Origin of the sequence: Microbacterium sp. SLBN-111 (genome assembly GCF_049739645.1) — a bacterium.
GTDB lineage: Bacteria > Actinomycetota > Actinomycetes > Actinomycetales > Microbacteriaceae > Microbacterium.
Window position 1 is genome coordinate 2974510 of record NZ_JBMGQH010000001.1, and the last position, 14702, is coordinate 2989211.

The 14702-nt window shown below is 70.0% G+C and carries 15 protein-coding genes, 1 tRNA gene and 1 other RNA gene; 8 read left to right on the top strand and 9 right to left on the bottom strand.

The window, feature by feature from the left end:
• Positions 1-3 precede the first annotated feature (3 nt).
• Entirely contained in the window at positions 4-2397 is a 2394-nt protein-coding gene (locus tag RKD05_RS13780; RefSeq protein WP_424710826.1) for an ATP-dependent DNA ligase, read from the bottom strand.
• A gap of 175 nt (positions 2398-2572) precedes the next feature.
• Here RKD05_RS13780 and RKD05_RS13785 point away from each other — a divergent pair, with 175 nt between their 5' ends.
• A complete protein-coding gene (locus RKD05_RS13785) occupies positions 2573-3436 on the top strand; it encodes a Ku protein (protein ID WP_424710828.1) in 864 nt (287 codons plus the stop codon).
• Positions 3437-3445: 9 nt separating this feature from the next.
• Here RKD05_RS13785 and RKD05_RS13790 read toward each other — a convergent pair whose 3' ends face one another.
• Positions 3446-4195 (bottom strand): DedA family protein, encoded by a 750-nt coding sequence (locus RKD05_RS13790; RefSeq protein ID WP_424710829.1) that lies wholly within the window; start codon positions 4193-4195, stop codon positions 3446-3448.
• 56 nt (positions 4196-4251) lie between these two features.
• Positions 4252-4333 (bottom strand) — tRNA-Leu (locus tag RKD05_RS13795).
• A gap of 126 nt (positions 4334-4459) precedes the next feature.
• On the opposite strand from RKD05_RS13795, the gene RKD05_RS13800 reads away from it, so the two are divergent.
• Entirely contained in the window at positions 4460-5479 is a 1020-nt protein-coding gene (locus RKD05_RS13800) for an NADPH:quinone reductase (RefSeq protein ID WP_424710831.1), read from the top strand.
• A 4-nt stretch (positions 5480-5483) separates the two neighbouring features.
• On the opposite strand, the gene RKD05_RS13805 is transcribed toward RKD05_RS13800, so the two are convergent.
• A complete protein-coding gene (locus tag RKD05_RS13805) occupies positions 5484-6128 on the bottom strand; it encodes a YoaK family protein (RefSeq protein WP_424710833.1) in 645 nt (214 codons plus the stop codon).
• A gap of 63 nt (positions 6129-6191) precedes the next feature.
• Positions 6192-7508 (bottom strand): MFS transporter, encoded by a 1317-nt coding sequence (locus tag RKD05_RS13810; protein WP_424710835.1) that lies wholly within the window; start codon positions 7506-7508, stop codon positions 6192-6194.
• Here RKD05_RS13810 and prfB point away from each other — a divergent pair.
• The 4 genes from prfB (at position 7507) to smpB (ending at position 11156) form a co-directional block, all read left to right on the top strand.
• Positions 7507-8619, top strand: coding sequence for a peptide chain release factor 2 (gene prfB, locus RKD05_RS13815; RefSeq protein WP_022878413.1), 1113 nt, complete (start codon positions 7507-7509; stop codon positions 8617-8619). The genes RKD05_RS13810 and prfB overlap by 2 nt on opposite strands.
• Positions 8620-8721: 102 nt before the next feature.
• Positions 8722-9714 carry a cell division ATP-binding protein FtsE gene (gene ftsE / locus RKD05_RS13820; RefSeq protein WP_424710837.1) on the top strand — a complete coding sequence of 331 codons (993 nt, stop codon included), beginning with the start codon at positions 8722-8724 and terminating at the stop codon, positions 9712-9714.
• Positions 9711-10628 (top strand): permease-like cell division protein FtsX, encoded by a 918-nt coding sequence (gene ftsX, locus RKD05_RS13825; protein WP_063257365.1) that lies wholly within the window; start codon positions 9711-9713, stop codon positions 10626-10628. Before ftsE ends, ftsX begins: the two co-directional genes overlap by 4 nt.
• 51 nt (positions 10629-10679) lie before the next feature.
• The gene (gene smpB / locus RKD05_RS13830; protein WP_063257366.1) at positions 10680-11156 is read left to right on the top strand and encodes an SsrA-binding protein SmpB; all 477 of its coding nucleotides are present in this window, start codon (positions 10680-10682) and stop codon (positions 11154-11156) included.
• A 3-nt stretch (positions 11157-11159) separates the two neighbouring features.
• Here the strand turns inward: smpB and RKD05_RS13835 are convergent, their stop codons facing one another.
• Complete coding sequence (locus RKD05_RS13835; protein ID WP_424710839.1) at positions 11160-11807, bottom strand: SIMPL domain-containing protein; 648 nt, start codon at positions 11805-11807, stop codon at positions 11160-11162.
• Positions 11808-11940: 133 nt separating this feature from the next.
• Here RKD05_RS13835 and ssrA point away from each other — a divergent pair.
• Positions 11941-12310, top strand: a transfer-messenger RNA (tmRNA) gene (ssrA, locus tag RKD05_RS13840).
• A gap of 51 nt (positions 12311-12361) precedes the next feature.
• On the opposite strand, the gene RKD05_RS13845 is transcribed toward ssrA, so the two are convergent.
• The gene (locus RKD05_RS13845; protein ID WP_424710842.1) at positions 12362-12901 is read right to left on the bottom strand and encodes a YaeQ family protein; all 540 of its coding nucleotides are present in this window, start codon (positions 12899-12901) and stop codon (positions 12362-12364) included.
• 60 nt (positions 12902-12961) lie between these two features.
• Here RKD05_RS13845 and RKD05_RS13850 point away from each other — a divergent pair, with 60 nt between their 5' ends.
• Entirely contained in the window at positions 12962-13216 is a 255-nt protein-coding gene (locus RKD05_RS13850; RefSeq protein ID WP_424710843.1) for a hypothetical protein, read from the top strand.
• On the opposite strand, the gene RKD05_RS13855 is transcribed toward RKD05_RS13850, so the two are convergent.
• Both RKD05_RS13855 and RKD05_RS13860 read right to left on the bottom strand, forming a co-directional pair.
• Complete coding sequence (locus RKD05_RS13855) at positions 13207-13491, bottom strand: hypothetical protein (RefSeq protein WP_424710845.1); 285 nt, start codon at positions 13489-13491, stop codon at positions 13207-13209. The genes RKD05_RS13850 and RKD05_RS13855 overlap by 10 nt on opposite strands.
• A gap of 292 nt (positions 13492-13783) precedes the next feature.
• Positions 13784-14608, bottom strand: a complete 825-nt coding sequence (locus RKD05_RS13860) for an inositol monophosphatase family protein (RefSeq protein WP_424711862.1) — start codon at positions 14606-14608, stop codon at positions 13784-13786.
• Between the last annotated feature and the right edge of the window lie 94 nt (positions 14609-14702).

The following is a 14702-nucleotide window of genomic DNA, read 5'->3' on the forward strand; positions in this document are numbered from 1 at the left end:
CGCTCAGTCCTCGCGGACGACCTCGGCCGGATCCTTGTCGGGCCGCAGCCCTCGCCAGCGCGCCTGGCGCAGGATGCCACCGGGGGTGAACTCGGCGAACTCCACCTCGCCCACGAGGTCGGGGCGCACCCAGAGCGCGTCGCGCGCGTCGGCCGCGGGGACGCCGACGAAGGGATCGGCATCCGTCCGGAGGGGCTCCAGCAGCGCGGACAGGCGCGCGAGCGTCTGTTCGCCGAATCCCGAACCGACGCGTCCGGCGTACTGCAGGCCCTCGGCCGTGGGCACGCCGACCAGCAGCGATCCGATCGTGCCCGAGCGGTTCCCCTTCCCGGGACGGATGCCGCCGATGACGACCTCCTGCGTGCGGGAGTGCTTGACCTTGAGCCAGCGGTCGGAGCGCTGACCGCGCCGGTACGGCGCGCCGGGGTCCTTCACGACGATACCCTCGAGCCCGAACCGCCCGCTCGCCGCGAGCGCCGCCTCGACGTCGTCGAACACCGGCGGCACCACGACGACGGCCGCCGCGTCGGCCGCCAGGCGCTCGAGGATCTCGCGACGTTCCACCAGCGTCAACTCCGTGACGTCGCGACCGTCCGCCTCCAGGACGTCGAACAGGTAAAGATGCACAGGGGTGCGGGAGGTCTCGTTCGCGATCTCGCGCGCCTGGGCGAGATTCATGCGCTTCTGCAGCAGGGGGAAGCTCGGCCGCCCCTGCGCGTCAAGGGCCACGATCTCCCCGTCGATCACCGCGGGAGCCGCCCCCAGACCGAGGTCGACGGACGTCAGCTCGGGGTAGGTGGCGGTGAGGTCGTTGCCGTTGCGGGACCGCAACCGAAGGCGCTTCCCGTCCCACATCCCGATCCCGCGGATGCCGTCCCACTTCATCTCCACCCACTCCCGGCCCCAGCGCTCGGCGGAGGCGCGTGCCAGTCCCGGTGTCGACGAGGTGGCGAGCATGGGGCGCAGGTCGGCGGTCGCCGCCGGGGCCGGATCTGCGCGGGGCGCGACGACCGACCCTTCGCCCTGCGGTCGGCCGTCGGCATCCGTCTTCATCCGGTGGAGCAGCCACTGCGACTTCTCGCCGGAGCCCCCGGTGCGGATGAGCGCGAGCCGAACCCGGCCGAGCGGGCCGTCGGGGCGACCGGTGAGGGTCGCGATGACCTCGTCGTCGCGCCACTTCTCGAGCTCGTAGGTACCGGTGTCCCAGACGGTCATGGTGCCCGCGCCGTACTGTCCGCGCGGGATTTCGCCCGCGAAGTCGAGGTACTGCATCGGGTGGTCCTCGGTCATCACCGCGAGGCTGTTCTTGCCGGTCGTCGGCGGAACCCCTCTCGGGACTGCCCAGCTGACCAGCACGCCGTCACGTTCGAGTCGCAGATCCCAGTGCAGACGCGAGGCGTGATGCTCCTGGATCACGAAGCGGGGAAGCCCGTCGCCCGCAGCCTCGGCGTGCGGGGCGTCGGGCACCGGTTCGGGCGTGCGCCCTGCGGTGCGCTTCGCGATGTACGCGCGGAGGGGGCCGTCGACGGGGTCGATCGCGGCCAGGGGGTCGCCCGCGCGTTCGAGGACCTCGTGGAACAGCAGATGCCGCAGCCCCGGGTCGTCGAGCTCCTCCCACGTGCGCGGGGCGGCGACCGTCGGCTCGGCGCGGCCGCGCAGCGAGTACGGCGCGATCGTCGTCTTCGAGCCGTTGTTCTGACTCCAGTCGATGAACACCTTGCCGGGGCGCGCGGCCTTCGACATCTGGCTGACCACGAGGTCGGGGTGGTCGGCCTCGATCGCGCGGGCCAGTTCCTTCGCGACGGCACTGACCGCATCGCTCGTCTGCCGTCCGTCGAGGTGCGCGTAGAGATGGATGCCTTTGCTGCCGCTGGTGACCGGTAGAGGATCCAGGCCGATGTCGAGCAGGATCGCCCGCGCCCACCGGGCGACCTCGGCGCACTCCGCGAGCCCGACGCCCGGCCCCGGGTCGAGGTCCATGACGATCCGGTCGGGGTTCAGCCGCGTCCCCGCGGCGTCGAACCTCCACTGCGGCACGTGCAGTTCGAGGCTCGCGACCTGCGCGAGGTACACCAGCGCCGGGACGTCCTCGACGAGCGGGTAGTCCTTGGCGCCCGACGAATGGTCGATCGGATGCCGTGGCATCCAGGCCGGAGCTCCGGGCTCGAGCGCTTTCGCGAAGAAGGGTTCGCCCGGCTCGGCCGCGGTCCCCACCCCGTCGGGCCAGCGCTTCCGCGTCACGGGACGCCCGCGGACGTGGGGGAGCAGCCGCGGAGCGATGCGGCTGTAGTAGTCGATGACCTCGCCCTTGGTGGTCCCCGTCTCGGGGTACAGCACCTTCTCGAGGTTGGACAGGCGCAGCCGACGGCCGTCGATCCGCACCGTCTGCTCCGCCATCGCCCCAGCGTAGAGCGGCGGAGCCGACGGATGCCGCGGGGTTGCGCGCACGACTCCTGCACAACTCCGCCGGTCGGCCTGTCTCCGTCCGATGAGCCCATCCGTGCAGGAGTTGTGCGCCTCCACGAGCGCAAGGGTCTCGGCATCCGAGGTGCCGGGGGTGTTCACTGGACGCATGCGATCGATCTGGAAAGGCGCACTGACCTTCGGTCTGGTCAACGTGCCCGTCAAGGTGTACTCGGCGACCGAGGACCACGACGTCCCGCTGCACCAGGTGCACAACAAGGACGGCGGGCGCATCCGCTACCAGCGCATCTGCGAGGTCGACGGCGAGGTCGTCCCGTATCAGGACATCGACCGCGCCTACGACGACGGAGAGCAGACGGTCGTGCTGACCAAGGACGACCTCGCGTCGCTCCCGAGCGAGCGCAGCCGCGAGATCGAGGTGGTCGAGTTCGTCCCGAGCGACCAGGTCGACCTGCTCACGCTCGACAAGGCGTACTACCTCGAACCCGACTCGACGTCGCCGAAGGCCTACGTGCTGCTGCGGAAGACGCTCGAGCAGACCGACCGCACGGCGATCGTCCGGTTCTCGCTGCGGCAGAAGACGCGGCTCGCGGCGCTCCGCACCCGCGGTGACGTGCTCGTGCTCCAGACGCTGCTGTGGGCCGACGAGGTGCGCGCGGCGGAGTTCCCCTCGCTCGACGAGGACGTCCGCATCTCGGCGAAAGAGCTGGAGATGTCGGCCTCCCTGGTCGAGAGCTTCTCGAAGGACTTCGACCCCGACGAGTTCGGCGACGAGTACCAGCGCGAGCTGCGCACGCTCATCGACGCCAAGCTCGAGCAGGGCGACGCCATCGACACGGCCGCCACCTTCGGAGAACAGGATGCCGATGACGACGGCGGCGAGGTCATCGATCTGATGGAGGCGCTCCGCGCGAGCGTCGAGCGCAGCCGTGCCGCGCGCTCGGGGAAGACCGAGGAGACCGCGCCGAAGAAGAAGGCGGAGCCGAAGAAGAAGACGTCGAAGGCGTCCTAACGACCGTGCTCAGTGCGCGCGGTGGTCGCCGTCCTCGAGCGTCTTGGGGTCCAGCACGAGGGAGGCCGAGTCGGTGGTCGTACCGGCCGCGGCTTCGCGCTTCGCTGCCGCGCGCTCGCGGAAGTAGTGCACGGCGATGAAGATCCCGGTGCCGGCGACGGCGGCGAGCAGGATGACGTCGATGTACTCGGTCACGATGTCGCGCACGAACGGGATGTAGCCCACGGCGTAGCCCAGCATGGTCAGGCCGACGCCCCACAGGATCGCGCCGATGAGGTTGTAGAGCGAGTACTTGCGCCACGGCATGTGGCCGACGCCGGCCGCGATCGGGGCGAACGTGCGCACGACCGGGACGAAGCGGGCGAGGATCACCGTGATGCCGCCGAAGCGCTCGAAGAACGCGTTCGTGCGTTCGACGTTCTTCCGGCTGAAGATGCCGGAATCCTTGCGTTCGAAAATCGACGGCCCGGCCTTGTGGCCGATGAAGTATCCGACCTCGCCACCGATGAAGGCCGCGACGCCGATCGCCAGGGCGACCCACCAGGCGTTGATGCCGAACACGCCGTTCGGAGCCGCGGGGGTCGAGTGCGACAGCAGCCCCGCCATGATCAGCAGCGTGTCGCCGGGCAGCAGGAAGCCGATGAGCAGACCCGTCTCGGCAAAGATGATGAAGCACACCACGAGGAGGGCCCACGGCTGCGAATTCGTGATGATGGCGGCCGGGTCCAGCCAGGGGAGCAGGCCTGCGGAGTGGATCACATCGGTCCCGTCGGGTCGGTCGGGTAAGAGAATCGGTGTCGCGGAAGGGACATCCGTGCGGAAGGGGGGACTTGAACCCCCACGCCCGAAGGCACAGGAACCTAAATCCTGCGTGTCTGCCGGTTTCACCACTCCCGCGAGTGACCTCATTGTAGGGCCGAGCGGAGCGCGCTCCATGTGAAGAGGCCGTCAACCCGTGGCCGCGATCGAGGGTGACGGGCGTGTTGCGGGAATGCTCGCGCGGCGCCGGGTCTTGGCATCCGTATGAAGGCCATCGTCTACGCGACTCCCGGTGATTCCTCCGTCCTCTCGCTCGTCGAGCGCGAGCTCCCCGAACCCGGCCCAGGCGAGGTGCGCGTGCGCATCGCCGTCTCGGGCGTCAATCCGACCGACTGGAAGGCCAGAGCGTCCGTCGGGCGCGAACTCGTGGCCGACGAGGTAACGCCGAACCAGGACGGGGCCGGAACGGTGGATGCCGTGGGCCCTGGGGTCGACGACCTCGCCGTCGGAGACCGGGTGTGGATCTACCTCGCGGCGCATCAGCGCGCCAGCGGCACCGCGGCGGAGTACTCCGTCGTGCCCGCCGCCCGCGCCGTGCCGCTGGCGGATGACGCGTCGTTCGCGCTCGGCGCGAGCCTCGGCGTCCCGGCGATGACGGCGCACCGCGCGCTCACCGTGCACGAGTTCGGTCCGTCGCGCCTGTCGCCCGGTGCGCTGGACGGGCGGACCGTACTCGTCCAGGGCGGCGCCGGCGCCGTCGGACACGCCGCGATCCAGCTGGCCGTCTGGGCCGGAGCGACCGTCATCGCGACCGTGAGCAGTCGCGAGAAGGAGACGCTCGCGCGTGCGGCCGGCGCCCACCACGTGCTGCGGTATCCCGATGCGGGGCTGGCCGATGGCATCCGCGAGATCGCTCCGGACGGCGTCGACCACATCGTCGAGGTCGCGATCGCGGAGAACGCCGGGCTCGACGTCGACGTGATCGCCAACCACGGCTCGATCGGGTACTACGCCGACAATGGCGGGGACGAATTCACGGCCGCGGTCCGTGCGAGCTTCGCGAAGAACGTGCGCTGGCAGGGTCTGCTGCTCTACACGGTCGGCGAGGAGGCTCTCGAGGCTGCCGCCGAGGACGTGTCGGCCGCGGTGGCGGACGGCGCCCTGCCGGTCGGCGAGGAGGCCGGACTCGGGCTGACGTGGTTCCCGCTCGAGGAGACCGCGGCGGCGCACGACGCGGTCGAGGCGGGTGCGACGGGGAAGGTGCTGATCCGGGTGGGCGACTGAGCCGCTACGCCGCCGGCCGGGGTCGCCGACCGAGCACCGCAGCGCAGATCGCGAGCACGGCCGTGGCGAGGGTCAGCGCCAGCGGCGACCCCGCGCGGTGCGCGAGCGCACCGACGACAGCGCCCCCGACCAGTGACGCCCACAGCAGCAGGGGGCGTTGCCACGCGGTGCGTGAGCCGCCGGTGACGAGCGTGGCCAATGCCAGGCCGAGACTCACGAGCGTCCCGGTCGAGTAGGTGATCGCGACGCGTGCTCGTCCGTCGGCGAGGAACAGGGTGTTCAGCGCGCCCATCGCGGCCGCGAGGAGTCCGGCTCTCCAGAGCGTCGCGTCGCCCGCGAGGGCCAGGGCCGCGGCGGCGCCGACGAGGGCCGCGGCTCCGCCGACGATCCACGGGCGGTGCCCCGCGAGGCGCGCATTGACGACGCCGCCGACGGCCACGCCCAGCACGAAGGCGGCGATGATGCCCGCGGATGCCGCGGCCACGAGCGTCCCGGGACCGAACAGGTCCACGGCGGCCTGGGTCGAGTTCCCGCTCATGAAGGAGACGAACAGCCCGCCGGTGTCGAGGAAACCGATCGCGTCGACGAACCCGGCGACGGAGGCGAGCACCGCGGAGACGGCAAGGGAGCCGCGGTCGACGTCCTTCATGCGGCAGCCCTCTTTCGCTCGTCCTCCGATCTCATCGTGGTCGTCGCAGAGAGGCGCGGCAAATCACCGGGCGCGCGGCACGTAACGCGGGACCCAGCGCACGAACCCCACGGCCCCGGCGACCGCCACCAGTCCCATCGCCGCGACGGCGACGGGGAGCGAGATCGCCGCGGTCAGCGCCGAGACGAGGACAGGGGCGATCGCCCCGCCGCCGTCGGTGAGCGTGCGCCATGAGCCGAGGAAGGCGGCCGGCTCCTCCGGTGGGGCGAGATCGGCGCCGAGGGTGAGCAGGATGCCGCTGGAGAGGCCGTTCCCGACGCCGAGGACCGCCGCGAACATCCCGTACCAGAGCGTCGCGCTGCCCGACTCGTGCGTCACGGAGAGCGCGAAGAAGCCCGCGCCCATCAGGACCATGGCGGGGAGCGCGGCCCACAGGCGCCCGAACCGGTCCATCACCTGGCCGCTCGCGTAGAACAACGCGAAGTCGATCGCGCCCGAGACGCCCACGACCACCGCGATCGTCGAGGCATCCAGCCCGAGCGAGACTCCCCACAGCGGCAGCACGACCTGGCGCGCCGACCGGACCGCCGAGAGCGACGCGGCCGCGAGCCCGAGCCGTGACAGCACACCGCGGTACCGCCACATCGTGCGGAAGACCCCGGCCCGCTCCGCGGTGGGGATCGCGCCCGTCACCGGCTCGCCGGTGTCCTCCTCGTCCAGGGCCAAGGCGGTGGCCGCGGTCTCCTCGACGCTCGAGGCGGTGGCCGCGGGCACCAGGCGCTCCGGGTCGGGACCCAGGAACACGAGCAGGATCGTCGCGATCTGGCAGACCGCGAAGAAGGCGATCGACGCGGACTCGTCGCCGAAGATCCCGAGGAGCGCGGCCGAGATGAACGGGCCGACGAACATGCCGAGCCGGAACGTCCCGCCGAGCAGCGACAGCGCCCGCGCCCGGAAGTGCAGCGGCACGCGCGTGGTCATGAACGAGTGCCGGGCGAGGGCGAAGGATGCCGCGCAGAACCCGATCAGGAACACCGCCGCCGCGAACACCGCGAGCGAATTCGCGAACACGACGCCCACGAGCCCGCCCAGGATGACGATGCCCGCGACGCCCATCGTGAGGCGCTCCCCGAACCGGGCGACCGCCCATCCCGCCGGGATGTTGCCGCACAGGGTCCCGACGACCAGCGCCGAGGCGATGAGGGCCGCCAATGCGACGTCGGCGCCGAGCCGGTTCGCGATCACCGGGATGAGCGGGATCACGGCCCCCTCGCCGAGCGCGAACAGCAGCGTCGGGCCGTAGATCATGGGTGCGAAGCGGAAGAGCACATCGCGGGGGGAGTCGCTCGTCATCGTCTCCACGATAGGCTGGAGTGTCATGCTCGAACTGGACCTTGCCGCCGACATCCAGGCGCTGCGCTCGACCTTCGCCGATATTCAGGCCGTGGTCGACGTCGACGCACTCACCGCCGACATCGAACGCCTGAACGAAGAGGCGGGCGCGCCCGACCTCTGGGACGACGTCGACAACGCCCAGAAGGTCACCAGCCGTCTCAGCCACCGCCAGGCCGAACTCAAGCGCATCACCGAGATCGGCCAGCGCCTCGACGACCTCGAGGTGCTCGTCGAACTGGCGAACGAGATGGAGGACGAGGACTCCGCCGACGAGGCGCGCAAAGAGCTCGCGTCGCTGCGCGAGGTCATCAACCAGCTCGAGGTGCAGACGCTCCTCGACGGGGAGTACGACGCCCGCTCGGCCGTCGTGACGATCCGCTCCGGCGCCGGCGGCGACGACGCCACCGACTTCGCCGAGATGCTCCTGCGCATGTACCTGCGCTGGGCCGAGCGCCACAAGTACCCCGTGAAGGTCATGGACACGTCCTACGCCGAAGGCGCGGGCATCAAGTCCGCGACCTTCGAGGTCGACGTCCCCTACGCGTACGGCACGCTGTCCGTCGAGGCCGGCACCCACCGCCTCGCGCGCATCAGCCCCTTCGGGGGCGCCGACAAGCGCCAGACGAGCTTCGCCGCGGTCGAGGTCATCCCCGTGATGGAGGAGGCCGTCGAGGTCGAGGTGCCGGAAGGCGACATCCGCGTCGACGTGTTCCGGTCCTCGGGCCCCGGTGGACAGTCCGTCAACACCACGGACTCCGCCGTGCGCATCACGCACATCCCGACCGGCCTCGTCGTCTCGATGCAGAACGAGAAGTCGCAGATCCAGAACCGTGCGGCCGCCATGCGCGTGCTGCAGACGCGCCTCCTGCTGCTCAAGCGCGAAGAGGAAGCGGCCAAGAAGAAGGAGCTCGCCGGCACGATCACCGCGAGCTGGGGCGACCAGATGCGGTCGTACTTCCTCTACGGTCAGCAGCTCGTCAAGGACCTCCGCACCGGATACGAGGTCGGAAACCCCGCGGTCGTCTTCGACGGCGACCTGGACGGCCTCATCGCGGCCGGCATCCGGTGGCGCAAGCGCAAGGACGACGACGACTGATCGATGGATGCCACGGGTGTGGCATCCATAGGACTCTCCCGGTTTCGTGAACCGGCGCGTCCTGTCGGGCTGGGGGAGTCGCGCGCTTAGGCTCGTCGAGCCATGATCCGGTTCGAGAACGTCACCAAGCGGTATCGCGGCACCACGAGACCGGCTCTGAACGCCGTCGACTTCGAGGTGCAGCGCGGAGAGTTCGTCTTCCTCGTCGGAGCTTCGGGCTCCGGCAAGTCGTCGTGCCTGCAGCTCATCCTGCGGGCGGAGACGCCGAGCGAGGGGAGGGTCGTCGTCCTCGGACGCGACCTGCGCACGCTGTCGAACCGGAAAGTGCCGTACTTCCGGCGCCACATCGGGTCGGTCTTCCAGGACTTCCGGCTGCTCCCGAACAAGACCGTGCACCAGAACGTCGCGTTCACTCTGCAGGTCACGGGCGCCTCGCGCGGGTTCATCCAGCAGGCGGTGCCCGAGGTGCTCGCGCTCGTCGGTCTCGACGGTAAGGAGAAGCGTCTGCCGCACGAGCTCTCCGGTGGCGAGCAGCAGCGCGTCGCGATCGCGCGCGCCCTCGTGAACCGTCCTCAGGTGCTCCTGGCCGATGAGCCGACCGGAAACCTCGACCCCGGCACCTCGATCGACATCATGCAGTTGCTCGCCCGCATCAACGCCGGCGGGACGACGGTGGTCATGGCCACGCACGAGGCCGGCTTCGTCGACCAGATGCAGCGCCGCGTGATCGAGCTCCGCAACGGCGAGATGGTGCGCGACGAGCGCCGCGGCGGTTACGGCGACACGTCCGGCCTGCCGCGTCTCGCCCCCGAGGTCGAGAAGGGCGCGGCCGCGGTCGCCGCCCTCACCGCGGTGCTCGAGGTGCAGCGCGAGGTCGCGCACATCACCGGGTCCGTGGAGCCCCTGAACCTCGAGGACGCGAAGCGCGCGGAGGCCGAGCGGGCTGCCGCGGCCCCGGCGCCCGTCGAGGAGCCGAGCACCCACACGCGCTCCGTGCCCGTGACGACGCCCGACGTCGACGCCCTGGGCCTCGCCGACCGTCTCGGCCTCGCCGACAAGAACGACCGCGACGACGAAGTGGGACCTACGTCATGAGGTTCGGGCTCATCCTCTCGGAGGCCTTCACCGGCCTCCGCCGCAACGCCTCGATGGTCATCTCGGTGATCCTCGTGACGTTCGTCTCGCTGACCTTTGTCGGTGCCGCGATGCTCATGCAGATGCAGATCGGCAAGATGCAGTCGTACTGGGCCGACCGCGCCCAGGTCGCCGTCTTCATGTGCTCGACGGTGTCCGACAAGGATCCGTGCGTCGCCGGTCAAGCCGCGTCGCAGGACGAGATCGACAAGGTCACGGCGACTCTCGACGGCCCGGCGCTCGCTCCGCTGATCCGCAACTACACGTACTCGACGAGCGAGCAGGTCTTCGAGGATGCCAAGTCGCAGCTGCCCGAAGACATCATCGGGGTCGTCTCGGCCGACCAGTTCAACGCGACCTTCAACATCAACCTCGTCGACCAGAGCCAGTCGGACGTGATCGCCGAGGCCTTCACCGGTCAAGCCGGTGTCGAGGGTGTCACCGACCAGATGCAGTACCTGGAGCCGCTGTTCCAGACACTCACCGTCGCGACCTACGTCGCCGTCGGCATCGCTGCCCTCATGCTCATCGCGGCGGTGCTGCTGATCGCCACGACCATCCGCCTCTCCGCGTTCGCGCGACGACGGGAACTCGGCATCATGCGACTCGTCGGCGCCTCGAACCGTTTCATCCAGACGCCGTTCGTGCTGGAGGGCGTGCTCGCCGCGCTGATCGGCTCGGCCCTCGCGAGCGTCGCCGTCTGGGCGATCGTCGGGGTCGGGGTGAACCAATATCTCCGCGACCGGATCAACTTCATCACGTCGTGGGTCGGCGTCAGCGACCTCGCCATCGTGGTGCCGGTGATCATCGTGATCGGCGTGCTGTTGGCCGCCCTCAGCGCCAGCTTCGCGATCCGCCGCTGGTTGCGCGCCTGATCGCGTAGACTGAGGGGCTCTGTGTGCCCGGAATCATGAGGAGGTGGCACCATGCCTCGTGAGCAGGGTGAGAAGCTCATCGCGTCGAACAAGAAGGCGCGTCACGACTACGCGATCGAGAAGACGTACGAAGCCGGTTTGGTGCTCACGGGCACCGAGGTGAAGTCGCTCCGCCAGGGGCGTGCGAACCTCACGGACGGCTACGCCTACATCGACGGCGGTCAGGCGTACCTGGATGCCGTTCACATCCCCGAGTACTCGCAGGGGCACTGGACGAACCACTCGGCGAAGCGCACCCGCAAGCTGCTGCTGCACAAGGACGAGATCGTGAAGCTGTCGCACGCGGTCGCCGCCGGCGGGTACACACTCGTCCCGTTGCGTCTGTACTTCCTCGACGGCCGCGCCAAGGTCGAGATCGCGGTGGCGAAGGGCAAGCGCGAGTTCGAGAAGCGTCAGACGATCCGCGAGCGCGAGGACAAGCGCGAAGCCGAGCGCGCCATGCGCACGCGCAACCGCCTGGGGGAGTGACCCTCACTCCGCGACGAAGCGCCCCTCGACGGTGGCGCTCACGACGAGCTCGGGCGGCTGCAGGCTGAACGACGGTCCGGCGTCGGCCTTCGCGAACATCATGCGCGGAGACGCGGCATCCGGTCGCGACTCGAGCAGTCCGGCATCCGCGATCTCAACGGCGGTGACGGATGCCAGCCCCAGCGCCTCGGCGTAGGCGGCGGCGCGCTCCACGGCGACCTGCACGGCCGCGGCGGCCACCTTCCGCTCGACACCCACACGGGTGTCGCGCGCGAGGCGCCAGTCCACCGCCGTGACCTGCACGTCGTCGGACTCGGCGACGTCGCCGAGCCACCACGACAGCGCCCCGGCGTCGGTGAACGTGGCCGACAGCTCGACGCTGGCGTGGTGCACCAGGGGCAGCTGTGCGCCCTCGTTGTTCCACGGCCGATCCGACCACACCGAGACCCGCGCGCTCGACCACTCGGACACCTCGCCCGAGCGCAGGTGCGCCACCAGACCGTCCTGAACGGATGCCGCCCGCTCCTGCGCGCGTTCGACCACGGGGCCGCGCGCCGGACCGTCGGTGGACACGGTGACCCGCACCGCGGCCTCCTCGGCGCGCACGCGCGTCTCGCTCTCGCCCCGGACGGTGATGGTGACCTGACTCATGCGGCGAGCCTAGGGGAGAGGCCGGGAATGGCCCAGGGTGCGCATCCGTTGTAGACTGTGATGCTCGGGTGTTTCGGCATCCGAGGGTGGCAACTCAACAGTGTGACAATGGTCGCTCCTGCACGGAGTTCCCGGGGCTGATCGGTTTCGACAGCGCCTGCGAATCCGCGAGAAGCGGGCCGAGGATGTGGGGTTATCTCGTAAACGCTCCCTGCAAAACAATAAGTGCCAATGCTAAGCGCACTGACTTCGCCCTCGCTGCCTAAGCGAGCCCGATAGTCCGTCAGACCGTGTGTGACCCCGCCACGGATCCTGGCGTCATTTAGGGGTCTTGCTGTGTGACGGCGTCCGGACGTCACGCGGGACTCTTCCCGGACTGGGCCTGTCGACTTAGGTGTCTGTGACAAAGGTCGGGGCCGAGCAGAACGTCTGCACAGACTGCGCCCGGAGAAAACGCGGAGACCCAGCGTTGGACGGGGGTTCGATTCCCCCCAGCTCCACGAACCATCGTCACCGGAAAAACCCTCGCCCGCCTTTCGCGGACGGGGGTTTTTCTATGCCGCAGACCGCGTGTGCACGTCGCTCTCGCCGGACAGGTCGTTCAGCTCGAGGTACACGCGGCCCTCGGTGCGGGTCAGGGTCGCGGTGTTGCGGCGCTCGATCGCGCCGGCCATCCGCTCGACGAAGCCCGCGTCGAACGAATGCAGCAGCACGTCCTCCGCGTGGTGAATGCGCTTGCCGGCCCACGGTGCGGCGACCTTGTCGGGATCGCGGTGGGTGTAGACGGCGACCCGTTCGGCCTTCATGCTGCCGGTGTGGAGGCGGGCGGCATCCGGGGCTCCCACTTCGATCCAGGCCACGAGTGCCCCGGTGAGGTCGCGCACCATGACGGCGGGTTCGTCCGTCGCCGATACGCCCTCGCTGAACGCGATGCCCTCCTCGTACTCGAGGCAGTAGGCGAGCACGCGCGTCAGCATGTACGGGTCGGTCTCGGACGGATGCCGAGCCACCCGGAGCTGCAGTTCGTCGTACACGCCGCGATCGACGTCCGAGAGCTGCACCGTGAACGTGTGAATGGTCGCGCCGATAGCCACGACGATCGAGCCTACGCGACCGGCTTGCCGGGCACCTCGCTCGCGACCTAGCGTCGGAGCATGCCCGATCCCCGCACGCAGCGCATCGACGTCGGCCCCTTTCAGCTGCATCCGGATGCCGACCTTCAGGCATGGCGTGCTGTCGCGTCGGACGGTGCCTCGCTGCCCGCGGGAGCGTGGAGCGACTGGGTGGCGCTGGCCCAGCGCGTGCTGCAGCTCGACGCGATCTGGCGCGAGCGCGAAGCGCGGGGCGACGCGTGGGACCAAGGGCACGCGGCATCCGGATCCGTGGATGCCGTGAACCCCTATCGCTGACTCGGCGGCCAGTCGATCAGGACCAGGCTCTGCTTCGTGTCGGCGACCTTCACGAAGCCGTCGCCGAACAGGTAGGTGATGCCGTAGCCATCGACGCCGCGGCCACCGAGCCAGTCGGGGTTCTCCGTCACGTAGACGTCGCCGTTGGTGGCATCCTCGCGCTTCCACCCGGATGCCACGAGGTCGCGCTCCGCCTTGTCGGCGGCGGTGGCGTCGATCGGCGCCTCCACCCGAACATCTGCACCCCGGCGGCGGTCGCCGAGCCGTCGCTCCACTTGCACAGGATGCCGTCGGGAACCTCGGTCGCGCCGACGCGGAACGGCTCGCTCTGCGCCTTCCACCCGATGCTGCGGAAGTCGGCGGCGGTCGAAGAGAGGATGATCGTCTCGCACGTCGGGTCGGCGGCTTCGCCATCGGGGGTATCCGTGGGCGTTGCGGCGGGAGTCGCGGCGGAGTCGTCCGTCGGCGCCGATGAGGGAGTCGTCGGAGCCGCGGCGGTCGGGGTGCACGCGGTCAACACCAGCGCGGTCAGGAGCGCAGCCGATCCCGCCGCGAGGGTGCGCCGCATCACGGAGTGTCCTCCGCGTGCAGGAAGGCGAGGAACGCGTCGTGCAGCACGCCGTTCGTCGCGAGGGACGACTCCGCGTCGAGGCGGTCGGATCCGTCGAACGCCGAGAACCGGCCGCCGGCCTCCCGCACGATGGGGGCGATCGCCGCGATGTCGTACTCCTTCACGCCGAACTCCGCGACGAGTTCGAGGCGCCCCTCGGCCAGCCACATGTACGGGAGGGCATCGCCGTAGCCGCGGTCGCGCCAGACGGCGCGCGCGAGGCGCTCGAGGGTCGGGACGAGGTCGACGTCGTCCCACTGCTCGATGCTCTGGAAGCTGATGCTCGCGTGCGCGATCTCATCGACGCCGGACACATGGATGCCACGGGCCTCGCCGTCGCGGCCATTGGTCCACGCGCCGTGCCCGGTGGCGGCCCACCAGCGCCGGCCGAGCGCCGGCTGGCTCACGACGCCGACCTGCGGCACACCGTCGACGGTGAGCGCGATGAGCGTCGCCCAGACCGGGATGCCGCGCATGTAGTTGTGCGTGCCGTCGATCGGGTCGATGACCCATCGGCGTGCGGTGTCGCCCGTGGTGCCGAATTCCTCACCCAGGATAGCGTCGTCGGGGCGCTCGGCATCCAGGATCTCCCGAATCGCGCGCTCGGTCGCCAGGTCTGCTTCGGTGACGTGGGTGCGGTCGGGCTTGGTGTCGATGCGCAGGTCGGCGGCGTCGAAACGGGCCATCGCAACCGCGTCGGCCGCGTCGGCCAGGCGCAGTGCCAGCGCCAGGTCGTCGCTCAGGGACGGTCCGGAGTGCGCGGTCGCGAGGGTCTCATCGATGGGGGACACGCGTCCAGGATAGACGGCGATGCTGGGCCGATTTGGCGCGGCCTGGTCACGCCTGGTAACGTAATCCCTCGGTTCGGAACACGTT